Annotated in this window: 17 protein-coding genes, 1 tRNA gene and 1 rRNA gene; 6 read left to right on the forward strand and 13 right to left on the reverse strand. The window is 39.9% G+C overall.

The genetic code is table 11. The features are described from left to right. Positions 1-3 precede the first annotated feature (3 nt). From K1720_RS10570 to K1720_RS10595, 6 genes are all read right to left on the reverse strand, one after another. Positions 4-1,161 (reverse strand): 2-oxoacid:acceptor oxidoreductase subunit alpha, encoded by a 1,158-nt coding sequence (locus K1720_RS10570; protein WP_251949169.1) that lies wholly within the window; start codon positions 1,159-1,161, stop codon positions 4-6. Further along, positions 1,158-1,670: a 2-oxoacid:ferredoxin oxidoreductase subunit gamma gene (locus tag K1720_RS10575; protein ID WP_251949170.1), complete on the reverse strand. Its 513-nt coding sequence runs from the start codon at positions 1,668-1,670 to the stop codon at positions 1,158-1,160. The genes K1720_RS10570 and K1720_RS10575 overlap by 4 nt, the downstream gene beginning before the upstream one ends. Beyond that, positions 1,660-2,523 carry a 2-oxoacid:ferredoxin oxidoreductase subunit beta gene (locus K1720_RS10580; RefSeq protein ID WP_251949171.1) on the reverse strand — a complete coding sequence of 288 codons (864 nt, stop codon included), beginning with the start codon at positions 2,521-2,523 and terminating at the stop codon, positions 1,660-1,662. The genes K1720_RS10575 and K1720_RS10580 overlap by 11 nt, the downstream gene beginning before the upstream one ends. Before the next feature lie 54 nt (positions 2,524-2,577). Next, a complete protein-coding gene (locus K1720_RS10585) occupies positions 2,578-3,795 on the reverse strand; it encodes a 2-oxoacid:acceptor oxidoreductase subunit alpha (RefSeq protein ID WP_251949172.1) in 1,218 nt (405 codons plus the stop codon). Positions 3,796-3,799: 4 nt separating this feature from the next. Continuing rightward, positions 3,800-4,057 (reverse strand): 2-oxoglutarate ferredoxin oxidoreductase subunit delta, encoded by a 258-nt coding sequence (locus tag K1720_RS10590; protein WP_055283320.1) that lies wholly within the window; start codon positions 4,055-4,057, stop codon positions 3,800-3,802. 217 nt (positions 4,058-4,274) lie between these two features. Beyond that, a complete protein-coding gene (locus tag K1720_RS10595) occupies positions 4,275-5,246 on the reverse strand; it encodes an archaeosine biosynthesis radical SAM protein RaSEA (protein ID WP_251949173.1) in 972 nt (323 codons plus the stop codon). Between the two features lie 92 nt (positions 5,247-5,338). Here K1720_RS10595 and K1720_RS10600 point away from each other — a divergent pair, with 92 nt between their 5' ends. After that, positions 5,339-5,917, forward strand: coding sequence for a DUF996 domain-containing protein (locus K1720_RS10600; RefSeq protein ID WP_251949174.1), 579 nt, complete (start codon positions 5,339-5,341; stop codon positions 5,915-5,917). A gap of 3 nt (positions 5,918-5,920) precedes the next feature. Next, positions 5,921-6,706 carry a 5'/3'-nucleotidase SurE gene (surE, locus tag K1720_RS10605; RefSeq protein ID WP_251949175.1) on the forward strand — a complete coding sequence of 262 codons (786 nt, stop codon included), beginning with the start codon at positions 5,921-5,923 and terminating at the stop codon, positions 6,704-6,706. 17 nt (positions 6,707-6,723) lie between these two features. Here surE and K1720_RS10610 read toward each other — a convergent pair. After that, a tRNA-Asp gene (locus tag K1720_RS10610) sits at positions 6,724-6,801 on the reverse strand. Between the two features lie 8 nt (positions 6,802-6,809). Next, positions 6,810-6,931, reverse strand: a 5S ribosomal RNA gene (gene rrf / locus K1720_RS10615). A gap of 171 nt (positions 6,932-7,102) precedes the next feature. Here rrf and hhpR point away from each other — a divergent pair. The 3 genes from hhpR to K1720_RS10630 all read left to right on the forward strand — a co-directional run bounded on the left by hhpR (position 7,103) and on the right by K1720_RS10630 (position 9,571). Next, on the forward strand, positions 7,103-7,951 hold the full coding sequence (hhpR, locus tag K1720_RS10620; RefSeq protein WP_251949176.1) for a CBS domain-containing high hydrostatic pressure regulator HhpR: 849 nt from the start codon (positions 7,103-7,105) through the stop codon (positions 7,949-7,951). After that, on the forward strand, positions 7,948-8,964 hold the full coding sequence (locus K1720_RS10625; protein WP_251949177.1) for a homoserine dehydrogenase: 1,017 nt from the start codon (positions 7,948-7,950) through the stop codon (positions 8,962-8,964). Before hhpR ends, K1720_RS10625 begins: the two co-directional genes overlap by 4 nt. Positions 8,965-9,043: 79 nt before the next feature. After that, positions 9,044-9,571, forward strand: a complete 528-nt coding sequence (locus K1720_RS10630; RefSeq protein WP_251949178.1) for an ASCH domain-containing protein — start codon at positions 9,044-9,046, stop codon at positions 9,569-9,571. Here the strand turns inward: K1720_RS10630 and K1720_RS10635 are convergent. Beyond that, positions 9,568-10,170 carry a ZPR1 zinc finger domain-containing protein gene (locus tag K1720_RS10635; protein ID WP_251949179.1) on the reverse strand — a complete coding sequence of 201 codons (603 nt, stop codon included), beginning with the start codon at positions 10,168-10,170 and terminating at the stop codon, positions 9,568-9,570. The two genes, K1720_RS10630 and K1720_RS10635, sit on opposite strands and share 4 nt — an antisense overlap. 55 nt (positions 10,171-10,225) lie before the next feature. Further along, a complete protein-coding gene (locus tag K1720_RS10640) occupies positions 10,226-10,615 on the reverse strand; it encodes a cell division protein SepF (RefSeq protein WP_251949180.1) in 390 nt (129 codons plus the stop codon). Between the two features lie 448 nt (positions 10,616-11,063). Between K1720_RS10640 and hpkA the strand changes: the two genes are divergently transcribed. Further along, a complete protein-coding gene (gene hpkA / locus K1720_RS10645; protein ID WP_167888978.1) occupies positions 11,064-11,267 on the forward strand; it encodes an archaeal histone HpkA in 204 nt (67 codons plus the stop codon). A 33-nt stretch (positions 11,268-11,300) separates the two neighbouring features. Here hpkA and K1720_RS10650 read toward each other — a convergent pair whose 3' ends face one another. The 3 genes from K1720_RS10650 to K1720_RS10660 are packed head-to-tail and all read right to left on the reverse strand — an operon-like array spanning position 11,301 to position 13,075. After that, positions 11,301-11,816, reverse strand: a complete 516-nt coding sequence (locus K1720_RS10650; protein WP_251949181.1) for a metallophosphoesterase — start codon at positions 11,814-11,816, stop codon at positions 11,301-11,303. Between the two features lie 17 nt (positions 11,817-11,833). Then, positions 11,834-12,754 carry a transcription initiation factor IIB gene (locus K1720_RS10655; RefSeq protein ID WP_251949182.1) on the reverse strand — a complete coding sequence of 307 codons (921 nt, stop codon included), beginning with the start codon at positions 12,752-12,754 and terminating at the stop codon, positions 11,834-11,836. 6 nt (positions 12,755-12,760) lie between these two features. Then, positions 12,761-13,075, reverse strand: coding sequence for a Gar1/Naf1 family protein (locus tag K1720_RS10660; RefSeq protein WP_251949183.1), 315 nt, complete (start codon positions 13,073-13,075; stop codon positions 12,761-12,763). Between the last annotated feature and the right edge of the window lie 113 nt (positions 13,076-13,188).

Here is a 13,188-nt window from a genome sequence, read left to right on the forward strand (position 1 = left end):
TCTTCACCTCAAATCATCTTCAATTCTCTCTATTATCTCTTGAGGAGTATGAATTTCGCCACCGATCTTAGGAATCAATTCTACAGGAGCTTTTCCGTTGGAACCTTCCTTAACCATGTGATAAAGCTGGCCAAGGTTCATTTCTGCTACATAGATCTTCTCAACTTTTTTCGCTATATTTTCTATGAGATCAAAATCAAACGGCCATAGAACATTTAATTTAAGAAGTCCTGCTTTAACTCCCCTCTTGCGCAATTCCTTAACTGCTCTCATTGCAGATCTCGCAACAATTCCAAAGCTCACAATAGCAATTTCAGCATCTTCAAGTTCGTACACATTGTAATCAATTATGTCCTTTTTGTTTTTCTCTATTTTCTCAACTATGCGCTTTATTAACTTCTCATGAATCTCACTTTCCACCGTCTTGGGCCTTCCTCTCTCATCATGCGTTAGTCCAGTGACATATGTTCGGTGTCCCTTCCCAAAAATCGGCATTGGGGGAACTAAGTCTCCATGAATATCTCCAAAAGGATACTTAGACTCTTCTTCATTAGCTGGAAGCTTCCTATAAATAAGTTCAAGCTCATCAGGAGTTGGAGCATAAACCCTCTCCCTCATATGTCCAACTTCGGCATCAGTTAAGAGTATCACTGGTGTTCTGTATTTTTCAGCTAAATTGAACGCTTTTATTGTCATGTCAAATGCTTCTTGAACTGTTGCAGGAGTTAACACTATTACACTGTGATCCCCATGAGTTCCCCATATTGCTTGCATAATATCCCCTTGAGCGGCAAGTGTGGGTTGTCCTGTTGATGGGCCGCTTCTTTGGACATTTACTAAAACCAAGGGAGTCTCAGTCATTATAGCATAACCCAGATTTTCCATCATTAAACTGAACCCAGGACCAGAGGTAGCGGTCATTGATTTCGCACCAGCCCAAGAGGCCCCTATAACCGCCGCTATACTCGCTATCTCATCCTCCATCTGAATACTAACTCCATCAACAAGTGGCATATAAAGTGACATGGCTTCAAAAATTTCACTAGCTGGCGTTATCGGATAACCAGCAAAAAATCTACAACCCGCTAGAATTGCCGCTCTTGATATTGCTTCATCACCTTGGATAAAGTCTGCAGCACCTACTGGAAATGGATATCTCATTTTAATCCCTCCTCATAACCTATCCTAAAAGCTTTTAGGTTAATTTCTTCAGTTCCTCTTGGAACCCGCCTTTTTATCGCTTCTTCAACGTTTTCCTTTTTAACAACATTTGTCTTTGCAACTAAATACCCCAATGCCACCATATTAACAGTTAGTGCTAAACCAGTACGCTCTTCTGCAATCCTAGTAAATGGAGCACCTATATAATCTCTATCAGGACGTACTAGCTCCGTGTCAACTATTAAAAGGCCATCCTCTTTAAGTGAGCTTTTTGTTGAATTATAACCAAGTTGAGCAAGTGCAAGTAAAACATCTGCTTTGGTTACCATTAAATCATAAATGGGCTCTTCTGAGATTATGAGATCTGCTATAGAGTGGCCTCCTCTGCTTTGGGAGCCATAATCCTGAGTTTGGATAACATTAAGGCCTTCTATGGCAGCAGCTTCTCCTAGAATAACCCCTGCTAGTATTACGCCCTGTCCACCGAATCCAGCTATTCTAATCTGCATTTTTATCACCCAACCCATACTGCTTAGCCACTTCTTCGATAAGGAAGTTAAGTTCTTCTGTAAACTCAGGTTTTTCTCTATTCACAAGTTCTCCCACTATGATCTTTCCTTTAAGTTCCTCTGGAGAAAGTGTCTTAGCTTTACTTATTGGAACACTATTCTTCTGGAACCACCTAAGCATCTCAGCTGGTGTTTTCATCCTATTTCTTCTTCCAAATTGAACTGGACATTGTGAAATTGCCTCCACAAGGGAGAAACCTTTTACAGTTAGGGCCTTTTTTATACTCTCAATTAATTGGTAGACATGAAAAGTTGTCCATCTCGCTACGTAAGACGCTCCCGCAGAGGCCACAGTTTCTGCTATGTTTAATGGATGCTCAACGTTCCTATATGGGGTTGTAGTTGTAACAGCCCCAAAGGGTGTTGTTGGAGCCACCTGACCCCCTGTCATACCATAAATAAAATTATTGACTAAGATCACTGTTATGTCAATGTTTCTTCTAGCAGCATGAAGAAGGTGATTTCCTCCAATACCTGCCAAATCACCATCACCACTTATAACAACCACTTTTTTATCCGGTAAACCAACCTTAACTCCTGTTGCATATGCTATTGCTCTTCCGTGAGTTGTATGTAATGTATCAGCTAGAAAGTAGGGAGAAGCTATCCATGCGGAGCATCCTATTCCACTCACAACAACTAAATCCCGCGGATCAATTCTAAGTTGATCAATTGCATTTGCGAAAGCGTTTAGTACGGTGCCTCCCCCACAGCCAGGACAGAGAGCCGTAGGAAGAGCTTCCTTTCGGAGGTATTTTGCCATTTTATATTTAGTATAAATCTCTTTTGCCATACACATCACCTTTAAATATCTCCACATCCACCATTAATTAGCGATGATGAATATCTAATCCGCCGAACGGTGACGAGAACGCTCGGCTGAGCTTTCTATCTCTTTTAAAATTTCTTCTGTTGTTAGCGGAACTCCACCAATCTTGTTCACGCCTATAACTGGCACTTCCTCCCTCACAAAACGTTGCACTTCAAGAATCATCTGTCCAAGATTCATCTCCGGCACGAGAATTGTCTGTACATTTTTAGAAAGCTCTTTAATTCTTCTTCCAGGGAAAGGATGTACGGTCTTCGGAACAAACAGACCCACCTTCATTCCTTTTTTCCTAGCCTCTATCACTGCCCCAAGAGAAGGTCTTGCGCTAACTCCCCAGCTCACAAGTAAAATGTCTGCATCTTCGACATAATACTCCTCCCACTTCTGAATCTCAGTCTCATGAACCTCCAACTTCTTGTGAAGTCTTCGTACTAAGCGATCGTGAACCTCTGGAGTATAAACATCCCTAAGACCGCTTTCTTTGTGCGTTGAACCAGTGACATGAGTAAAGTAACCATTTCCAAAGAGGGGCATTGGGGGAACTAAGTCTCCATGAACATCTCCAAAAGGATACTTAGACTCTTCTTCATTAGCTGGAAGCTTCCTATAAACTATTTCTACCTCCTCTGGATCTGGGATCCTTATTTGCTCTCTCGTATGTCCAATTATTCCATCTGCAAGGAGAACAACAGGGATTCTAAACTTCTCACTCAAGTTAAATGCTCTTATTGTTTCCCAGAAGCTGTCCTCCACACTTGTTGGGGAAATCGCAATTATTGGATGATCACCATGAGTTCCCCATCTTGCTTGGAAAAAGTCGCCCTGGGCCCCCTTAGTGGCTTGGCCTGTTGATGGGCCACTTCTTTGGACATCCACTAAAACTAAAGGGGTTTCAGTGAATACGGCATAGCCAAGATTTTCTTGCATTAAACTAAACCCAGGACCAGAAGTAGCAGTCATACTCTTAAATCCCGTCCAAGAGGCCCCTATAACCGCCGCTATACTCGCTATCTCATCCTCCATCTGGATATAATAACCTCTAACTTTCGGAAGTTCTCTTGCCATTGTCTCAGCGATCTCACTCGCCGGTGTTATCGGATAACCAGCATAGAACCTACAACCTGCAAAAAGGGCCCCATATGCTATTGCTTCATCTCCCTGCATGAAGTAATTACCTTTCGGATACAACTTCTTCAAGAGCCCTATTTGTTCGGGCTCATCTCCACGAAATATCATGTTATCACCACTTAACAGCTATAGCAAAGTCAGGACACAGGAGTTCACAAAGTTTACATTTCACACACTTCTCTGCATTCACGGGAAGGGGATAATGAACGCCTTTTTCACTAAGTTCTTTGCTCCATTCAAAAACCGTTCTTGGGCAAAGTTCTAGGCAGATACCACACCCCTTGCATAGGAAAGTGTCCACGCTTATCTCAACTGCCTCCGTTTTCCCAATAGACAAATATCCTTCCTTTTTAACTTCGACATTTGCCATAAGCATCACCTACAATCCGCTAACTCTTTTTACTTATGTAAAACATTTAAAGTTTTCGAAAATTTTCTCACCTATGTACATGGATGGAGACTAAGTTGCTTGTTAAGACTCTAAATACCAACACATATCAGTTTATTGCACATAAACAAGCATCCAATGACCTATTTTAAGTTGAGGTTTTAGGATATTATCTTGATATTTGTAAAAATAGAAAAGCTCACAAGAGTTGAAGCTGCCAATCCATAAGTCCTTCAGTCACTATATACTCCCATTCTTCCATACACTCATGCGTGATTTCTTCGAGGTACTTCAAATCTTGAGTATTTGAGAACTCCCTAATAACCCTTGCAACCATCTTGTCACATTTACCACAGTTGTGAGGGCCCCTCTTTGAACCTGCTCCAACAGGATCGCTTAGAATCCTTTTTTCGGGAAAAGTATTCTTGGCCCACTTAAGAACATCTACAACACTCCAGAGCCAAGGAGTTCTATACTCCCCCTTCTCCCATAATCTTTCATATGTCGTGCCTTTTTGAATATTCGTTATATTTATAGAAAACGTATCCGTATAGGGGGCCGCTTTCCTTATGCTCTCCTTTAGATCCCTAATAGCCTCGCTTTCGCTTAAGAAAATAGGTTTAAAGAGCAGATAAGTCTTCACATGAGCTCCTGCTTTTTTAATAATTTTACTGGCCTTGATAAATTCTTCAAAGGTATTCCCCTTATTTATGCCAACATCAGCTACATCATCATTTGCAGTTTCCAAACCTATGGCTACCTCAAAATATTTATCCCCGATCAGTTCGACCAATTCCTTGATCGTTTCATACCTAACTAATTCTGAACGGCTTTCTACAACAATTTCCTCAACATTTTCAGTCTCTGCCAGCACAGAGAAGATTTTCCTCCTCGTTTCAGGTTTAACTTCTCCATCATCAAGAAAGCTTCCTGAAGTGAATATTCTAACTGAAATAGGGCCTTTTTTACCTTCGATCTTTTTCAAAGCCTTTTTAAAATATTGAATAAGTTTCTCTTGACTCCAAGGTATTTTTGGAGCCTCTGCAGGATAGGAACACATATAACATGCTTCTCCAATTCTATATCGATAACATCCAATAGTCGGAAGGATAACATAAAGAGCATTTCCTTTTTTCCCAGCAACGTTATCTTCACTCATCCAAAATGTCATTAATTCCCACCTAGCAAAGCTTAGGAAAGGTCTTTTTAAGCTTGATGGAAATGCTCATATAGAAGAATAAGGAAAAGCATTATGGTGATATCATGGGGTTAACTCAAGCAAAAACTTATGGGAGTGTAGGAGCCATACTTTCGATTCTTGGCGGGAATATCCCAAGAATTGGGAATTTGATAAGCATAATAGGATTTATATTGATTTTATTGGCTGTAAAAGAGATTTCCCTCGTGGTTAATAGGGAAGACATATTCAAAGATTATTTAGTGGCATTTATACTCCACTTAGGAGCCTTTTTTGTGTTTCTGATTGCACTTATCTCGGTCATAGGGATCACAGTATTACAAGGAATATTTTGGAACTTAGCAGGAAAAGATCTGGAGAGCCTTGGACAAATTATTAAGGGTCTCTTAATAGGAGGAATACTAGCGTGGATTCTTTTTGTTCTTGGATCCTATTATCTCAAAAAGAGTTATGAGAGTATAAGCATTGAGACCGAAGTGGGGATATTCAGAACAACAGGACTCCTGTATTTTGTAGGGGCGATTTTATTGATCGTATTTGGAATAGGAGCATTATTGATTATCATCGGGAAAATACTCGAAATAGTAGCTTATCTCTCTCTACCCGAGAACATTAAAAAAGAGATGACGGTACGTGGAGGGTAAGAGATGGTTAGAATCTTAATAACCAATGATGACGGGATCTATTCAAAAGGAATAAAAGCAGCCGTTGAGGCCCTTCAAGATCTTGGAGAGATTTACGTTGTGGCCCCAATGTTCCAGCGAAGTGCGAGTGGAAGGGCCATGACTCTCCACAGACCATTGAGAGCAAAAAGAATAAACATTGAAGGGGCAAGAATAGCTTACGCTCTGGATGGTATGCCTGTCGACTGTGTAGTCTTTGCTATGGCAAGATTTGGAAAATTTGACCTTGCAATTAGTGGAATAAACCTTGGAGAAAACATGAGTACCGAAATAACGATATCCGGAACAGCAAGTGCTGCTATAGAAGCGGCCACTCATGATATTCCAAGTATTGCAATAAGCTTAGAGGTTAACCGAGAAAAACATAAATTTGGTGAGGGTGAAGAAATAGACTTTTCTATTGCTAAGTTTTTCTTAAGAAAAGTCGCAAAAGCTGTTCTAACTCAAGGAATGCCCAAAAGTGTAGATATGCTTAACGTTAATATTCCATTTGGTGCAAACAAAGATACTCCAATAAAACTCACGCGACTTGCAAAAAGAATGTATATGCCATCAGTTGAAGAGAGAATAGATCCCAAAGGAAACCCATATTATTGGATAGTAGGAACCCAATGCCCCAAGGACATCTTAGAACCAGGAACAGATATGTATGCAGTGAAAGTTGAAAGAAAAGTTAGTGTGACACCAATAAATCTTGACATGACAGCAAAAGTTGAGTTGGAAAAAATTAGAACGCATTTGAAGCTTTAGATAACTTAAAAGAAGCTTGGCGCCCGGGTCGGGATTTGAACCCGAGTCGCGGGAGTGACAGTCCCGCATGATGGGCCTGGCTACACCACCCGGGCATTTGAGTGGCCGGCGGCGTCCCCGGTTTCCCGCCCCCTCTCGGAGGGCAGTACCGCCGGGATCGCTGGCGGGCTTAACTTCCGGGGTCGAAACGAGTCCGGGTGTGACCCCGCCGCTATGACCGCCGTACCACTAACAACTCCCTGTATTGAGTTTATAAATTTTGCGGTAAGAGTACAAGATCCAAAGATCATGAAGGGTAAACTATTTGTGACACCAACGAATAGAAGATGACACGCACCCACAAAAGTGAAAAACTTAAATAGTGAAAACACTTCCTACATAAAAGCGGTGATGAAAATGAAAGTTAAAAGTCTCATGACCCCAGATCCAGTAGTAATTGAACTCCCAGCTACTAGGAATTATGCACTAGATCTTTTTAAAAGGCACAAGGTTAGGTCTTTTCCGGTTGTTAAAAGAGGTACAAAGGAACTTGTTGGAATAGTTAGTATTAAACGCGTCCTCTTACATCCTGATGAGGATCAACTTGCGATGCTTGTTAAAAGAGACGTTCCCACAGTTCATCCAAATGATAGTTTGAAGAAAGCCGTAAATCTAATTTTAAAGCACAGCTACAGAAGAGTTATTATAGTAGACAAAGAAAATAAGGTTATAGGAATTCTAACCGTAGGGGACATAATAAGAAGGTATTTATCGACAAATGAAAAAATGAAAAACATAGAAATTGAGCCATATTATCAAAAGTATGTGAGTGTTGTATGGAAAGGAACTCCATTAAAAGCGGCCTTAAAAGCCCTTCTGCTTTCTAACTCCATGGCTCTACCTGTAATAGACGACGAAGGAAGCCTCATTGGAATTATTGATGAAACCGACCTACTCAAAGATAGTGAAGTAGTTAGAGTCATGAAAACTGCAGAACTTGCAGCATCTAGCGAGGAAGAGTGGATTTTAGAGAGCCATCCTGTACTTTTATTCGAGAAATCTGAGCTTCAGCTTCCCAAGAAGCCTGTGGAAGAAATAATGACAACCCAGCTGAAATTGGCAACCCCTCATATGAGCGTATATGAAGTGGCAAATATAATGACCCAAGAACACATAGAGCAACTCCCTGTAATCCGTGGAGAAGGAGAGATAATAGGGCTTATCAGAGATATTGACTTACTGAAAGCCATAGTGAATGCAAAATGAATTCTATTTCCCTTTCTATTATTGGTTTTGGAAATGTCGGAAAAGGGGTAGCAGAGGTTCTTTATGCTAAGAACAGATATTTTAAAGAAAAATATGGGGCTGAGATAAAAGTAGTCAGTATTTCCGATTCTAGCGCCACACTCTGGAACTCTGAGGGAATAAATCTTGAAGAGGCTCTTGAGGTTAAGAGGAGCTTTGGCTCACTTAAATTTTGGGGACAAGAATATGAGATATACTCTTTAAGCCCAAATGAAGTCGTTGAGGAGATAGAGAGTGACATAGTAGTAGACGTTACAAACGACCCAAATGCAGGAAAATGGCATTTAAAAGCCCTAAAAGCAGGTAAAATCGTTGTAACATCAAACAAACCCCCTGTAGTTTTTTATTACGATGATTTAATCAGTATATCTCACAAAAAACGTATTCCTTATCTCTTTGAAGCTACGGTTATGGCAGGAACTCCCATAATAACACTCTTAAGAACTGGCATACCTGCAGATTCGGTGATAAAAATCCTTGGAGTCCTTAATGGAACAACTACTTTTATACTAAACTCCATTGAAAATGGCATGAACTTTCAGAAAGCTCTTAAAAGAGCACAAGAACTAGGAATAGCTGAGAGAGATCCCTCTGGAGATCTAAAAGGAATAGATGCTGCATATAAAGCAGCAATCTTACATAACCTGGCCTTTCGCCCAATAGACTTCGACAAAGTTCAGATAGAGGGAATAGACTCCCTCTCAGAGGATGAAGTTAGAATGGCCAAGAAAAAAAGAAAACCATTTAGACTACTAGCATCCATAGAGGATGGAAAAATAGAAGTGAAGCCCACAAGGATTCCTATAGATAGCCCACTTGCAGTAAACGGGACCTCAAACATTGTAATAATAGAAACAGACTTGCTTGGGAAACTAATTATTAAAGGCTCTGGAGCCGGCATAAAAGAAACTGCTTCAGGAGTTGTAGGGGACATTATACGAGCAATTAGAATACAAAAAGACTTCACTTTTTAGGTTAATGAGAGATCTATAGATATTGGTAATTAACGCAAATCTTTATAATGGCTTCCTTGATTTTGATTTCGGTGAAAGTATGGAACACGTTATAGCCCTCCATCAAGTTTACGGTGAACTTATCTTTAGGGGCCTAAAATATCATGAAATTAGGAAAAAGCCTATTTTCAAGGAGGGTGATACCATCTTTCTCTATATTGCAAGAGGCAACTTGAACATTCTAAGGAGAACCCTTGAAAAGCTAGGACTCACTGAAGATCAGGCTTTAACCAAGAGAGGGAGCATAGTTGGAGGTTTTGAAGTAGGAGAAGTCATCAAAGCAGATTTTGAAACATTGTGGGAACTCACAAAAGATAGTAGTGGCCTTACATTTGTCTATGGGGAGGAAGAGGGCAAAAAGTGGCTGAAAGCTTATATTAAAGAATATGGATACGCATTCACGGTGGAAAAGCCATTTTTATTTCAAGAACCGCTAACAAGGGAAAAAATGAAAGACCTTTACGGCGTACAGGTGGAAGGAATTATTCATCTCTCCACTAAAAGCCGACAACCCTGGGTAAAGGCCCTTTTTGAAGATCTTATGGTCAGAGAGATACGTTTTATTTAGCCCCCATTTTCTGAATCGTAGATTATATAAGGTCCGGTACTTAGTTTTTCTAGTTCCTCTTTGGTGAGGAGTCTACTTTTAACTTTCTCTCCTATTAGTGCACTATTCCCAAATGGATCCATAATTTTTACTGTAAGAGGCTTTTTGCCCTCTTTTACCTCTGCAATATAACTCAAGATTTCCTCGATTTTTCTAACACTTTCCTCATCGTTCTCCTGCTGTTTAAATCTCTTAGCCATTAAAAGCGTCTCCCTAGCCCTTTCAAGAACTCCTTCCACATTACTAACAAAACCTTGACTTGCAGGACCTGGCTCTATTTTTATCCCTATTTCCTCAAGCTCAATTGTACCACTTTTGCTTCTTACGACTCTTGTAAAGAGATCCTTTTCCTCCTCTACTTTAACCACATACGCTCTTGGTTCTTTTTCCTCCAAAAGCATGACATCTGCGTTCCTATATCCACATTCCTCACAGATTATCGTGGATTCCATGACTTTCCCAAAATAAGGTATTTCATGAATATGATTCAAAGCCTTTAGAGTATTCTTCCCACCACAAATGGGACAATCACCTAATCTAATTTCATGGATCTCACTCATTTTTAACTCACCACAACTAAAAAGAAGAGGGGGTTTATAAAGGTTAGAGAACCCGTCAGCCTTTGTAGATCTTAATATCAGGAGGGGTTATTAATATCTTAATTTCATGTTTAGCTATCTTTGCGGTTTCTCCACCAAGAGCTTGAGTAATACCCTTTATCTGTTCTACAACTTTAGCCAGTACTTCAGGTTTTGATTCCAGAGGAGTTAAATCTGCAATAATAATATTGCCCACTTGAATTTCCTCAGAAATTTTCTCCAAATCACTGTAACTAGTAACAACAATTTTCTTTATGTATCTAATCTCTGGTTCGGTGATCGTTTTTGCTATAAGATCTTCTTCCAGGGGAATAACTTCGACTTCATGTTTAACATCCCTTTTCCTACCCGCTCCAAGTTCTTTCTTTGGTTCTTCTTTTTTGATGATCTTATCAAACAACCCCATAGTTTTTCACCCCAAAACATTCTTGACTAAGTTATTTTTTGGTACTAACTCTTTATATTTCTTGTGGATGAGAGTTTGATAAATACCCGATTAATTCCTCCTTAAAGAAGGGAAGTTTTTAAGTCCCAGAGATATGATATTCAAAAACTAAAGGATTTCCATTGATAGAGTAAACATTGATAAAGCAGTTAATTCATAACTAATAACACTAGAATGCGAGTTAGAAGAATAACTGGGCTCACCTAGGGGAGAAGCTAAATTTCGTCAATTGTTTATATAGGAAAATTGTTATCAAATATGGCCAATATGACTTCTTCACTCAACAGTTTCTATGAGACCATAAGGCAACAAAGGATAAAAAGGTCAAAAATAGGCCCGTTTATCGAAAGCTTTATATACCTTTAATTCCAAAAATAAGAATGAAGAATTTCCCCAGGAGGTGTTATGAATGGCTGAGTTGCCAATTGCCCCAATTGATAGGTTGATTAGAAAGGCTGGTGCTGAGAGAGTTAGCGAAGATGCCGCCAAAGTACTTGCCGAATACCTCGAAGAGTACGCAGTTGAGCTTGCTAAGAAGTCAGTTGAGTTTGCTAGACACGCTGGCAGAAAGACAGTCAAAGCAGAAGACATCAAACTCGCTATCAAAGCTTGATGGCCTTTCTTTCTTTTGTCTTTTATATTATAATTATGGATATCTCCACTGGGTCTCCCATGGCTTAAATATTCTAAAACTGAATCTTTCATGTGTGATTTCTCCCACGAGAAACGTTGGATCACTCATTCTGGGAATAGTAGGAGAACCAGGATTAAGAAGAATCACTTCTTTTCCCATATATTCATATCTCTTATAAAAGAACCTATGAGTGTGGCCAAAAATAAGAATATCTACTCCCATTTCTAACGCCTTGTATTTTAATGTCTGCTCGTCTAAACTTAAAAACCGATGACCATGTAAGAGTCCAATTCTAAGTCCTCCAATCTCCAAAATCTTTTCTTCAGGTAGAAAAGGCTTGTCAAGGTTGCCTCTTACTGCAATAATTGGCGCAATCTCTTCAAAACGCTCTAGAAGTTCTGGGGCTGTTAAATCCCCAGCATGCAGAATCAATTCCACTTTCTCATTTTTAAAAACATTAAAAAGTAAATCGGGCAGATAGGAGGTTTTGTCCGGATAATGCGTGTCACTCACTATGCCTACTTTCACAGTTGCTCCCCAACATCCTACGTAGGTATCCTTATATTAAGTTTATCCACTAATTCTTTGTATCTATTCCTCACCGTTACTTCTGTAACTCTAGCAACTTCCGCGACTTCCCTTTGAGTCATCTTCTCTCCCTCAAGAAGACTAGCTATGTATATTGCAGCTGCAGCTATTCCTGTAGGACCTTTTCCACTAGTAAGGCCCCTTTCAATAGCCATGTTAACTATTTTTATTGCTCTTCTTTTCGTCTTTTCACGAACTCCAAGCTGATCCCCAAACCTCACAACGTAATCCACCGGACTGGTAGGTCTAAGCTTCAGGTTTAACTCCCGAACTAAGTATCTATAGCTACGGCCAATTTCTTTTTTGTCTACTTTTGAAACATCCTCTATCTCATCAAGAGTTCTAGGAGCATTAGCTACTCTACATGCAGCATATAAACAAGCTGAAACCATACCCTCTATAGATCTTCCCCGAACTAGTCTGTTAATAACCGCTTTTCTATAAAGAACGGCTGCAATCTCTCGTATATTCCTAGGCAGTCCAAGCTGAGACCCCATTCTATCAAGTTCGCTTAGGGCAAATGCCAGATTCCTATCTATAGCATCACTTATCCTCATTCTCCTTTGCCACATTCTCAATCTATACATCTTGGCCCTAGTACTACCCGAGATATCATTTCCATGAATATCCTTGTTTCTCCAATCTATGTCTGTTGAAAGACCCTTATCATGGAGCATTACAGTCTCAGGAGCTCCAACTCTAGAACGCTTTTCTCTCTGTCCGGGTTCAAATGCCCTCCATTCTGGACCAAGATCCATTATTTCTTCATCCAACACATACCCACATTGAGAACAAACGATTTCCGCCCTGCTTGGATCATAAATCAAATTTTCCGAACCACAGATTGGACATCTTTTAATACCTCCAAGTTGAGTCAAAAACTCTCACCCCCTCTTTTGGGGGGCAGGGCGACGTTTACGTACTCTTTTTACTTTTTTTGACTTCTTAGAACCAGAAGAGGATCTCTTCCTTTTTCTTTCATCAATATAAAGAATTTCTCCAATATACCTTTCTGGATCTTTGACACGTGGTTTTATAGCTACATATGGAGCAGTGACAGGACCAAAAACATCTTTAACTACCCCAATAAGTTGAAGGTTTTTATCTACTACCGGATCATTTAACACCGGTATGAATGTTGAGCGAAGTATCAAGAAGCCCTGTTTCGCATAATGAGAAACCTTGCCCAAACGCCTCATAGCCCCACCCCAATCGAAAACCTTTTAAATATATTTACTTTTTCCCTTTTAAACCTTTCTATTTACTACTTAATGTAGTCAAATTTGCGGGAAAACTTTTTAAACATTAGGTA

This window comes from Thermococcus argininiproducens (genome assembly GCF_023746595.1).
In the GTDB taxonomy this organism is placed as follows: Archaea; Methanobacteriota_B; Thermococci; order Thermococcales; family Thermococcaceae; genus Thermococcus_A; species Thermococcus_A argininiproducens.

Excerpts from the sequence above, each read along its gene's own strand:
- K1720_RS10570 (WP_251949169.1), bottom strand. The coding sequence starts at position 1,161 with ATGAGATATCCATTTCCAGTAGGTGCTGCAGACTTTATCCAAGGTGAT.
- K1720_RS10575 (WP_251949170.1), bottom strand. The coding sequence starts at position 1,670 with ATGCAGATTAGAATAGCTGGATTCGGTGGACAGGGCGTAATACTAGCA.
- K1720_RS10580 (WP_251949171.1), bottom strand. The coding sequence starts at position 2,523 with ATGGCAAAAGAGATTTATACTAAATATAAAATGGCAAAATACCTCCGA.
- K1720_RS10585 (WP_251949172.1), bottom strand. The coding sequence starts at position 3,795 with ATGATATTTCGTGGAGATGAGCCCGAACAAATAGGGCTCTTGAAGAAG.
- K1720_RS10590 (WP_055283320.1), bottom strand. The coding sequence starts at position 4,057 with ATGGCAAATGTCGAAGTTAAAAAGGAAGGATATTTGTCTATTGGGAAA.
- K1720_RS10595 (WP_251949173.1), bottom strand. The coding sequence starts at position 5,246 with ATGACATTTTGGATGAGTGAAGATAACGTTGCTGGGAAAAAAGGAAAT.
- K1720_RS10600 (WP_251949174.1), top strand. The coding sequence starts at position 5,339 with ATGGGGTTAACTCAAGCAAAAACTTATGGGAGTGTAGGAGCCATACTT.
- surE (WP_251949175.1), top strand. The coding sequence starts at position 5,921 with ATGGTTAGAATCTTAATAACCAATGATGACGGGATCTATTCAAAAGGA.
- hhpR (WP_251949176.1), top strand. The coding sequence starts at position 7,103 with ATGAAAGTTAAAAGTCTCATGACCCCAGATCCAGTAGTAATTGAACTC.
- K1720_RS10625 (WP_251949177.1), top strand. The coding sequence starts at position 7,948 with ATGAATTCTATTTCCCTTTCTATTATTGGTTTTGGAAATGTCGGAAAA.
- K1720_RS10630 (WP_251949178.1), top strand. The coding sequence starts at position 9,044 with ATGGAACACGTTATAGCCCTCCATCAAGTTTACGGTGAACTTATCTTT.
- K1720_RS10635 (WP_251949179.1), bottom strand. The coding sequence starts at position 10,170 with ATGAGTGAGATCCATGAAATTAGATTAGGTGATTGTCCCATTTGTGGT.
- K1720_RS10640 (WP_251949180.1), bottom strand. The coding sequence starts at position 10,615 with ATGGGGTTGTTTGATAAGATCATCAAAAAAGAAGAACCAAAGAAAGAA.
- hpkA (WP_167888978.1), top strand. The coding sequence starts at position 11,064 with ATGGCTGAGTTGCCAATTGCCCCAATTGATAGGTTGATTAGAAAGGCT.
- K1720_RS10660 (WP_251949183.1), bottom strand. The coding sequence starts at position 13,075 with ATGAGGCGTTTGGGCAAGGTTTCTCATTATGCGAAACAGGGCTTCTTG.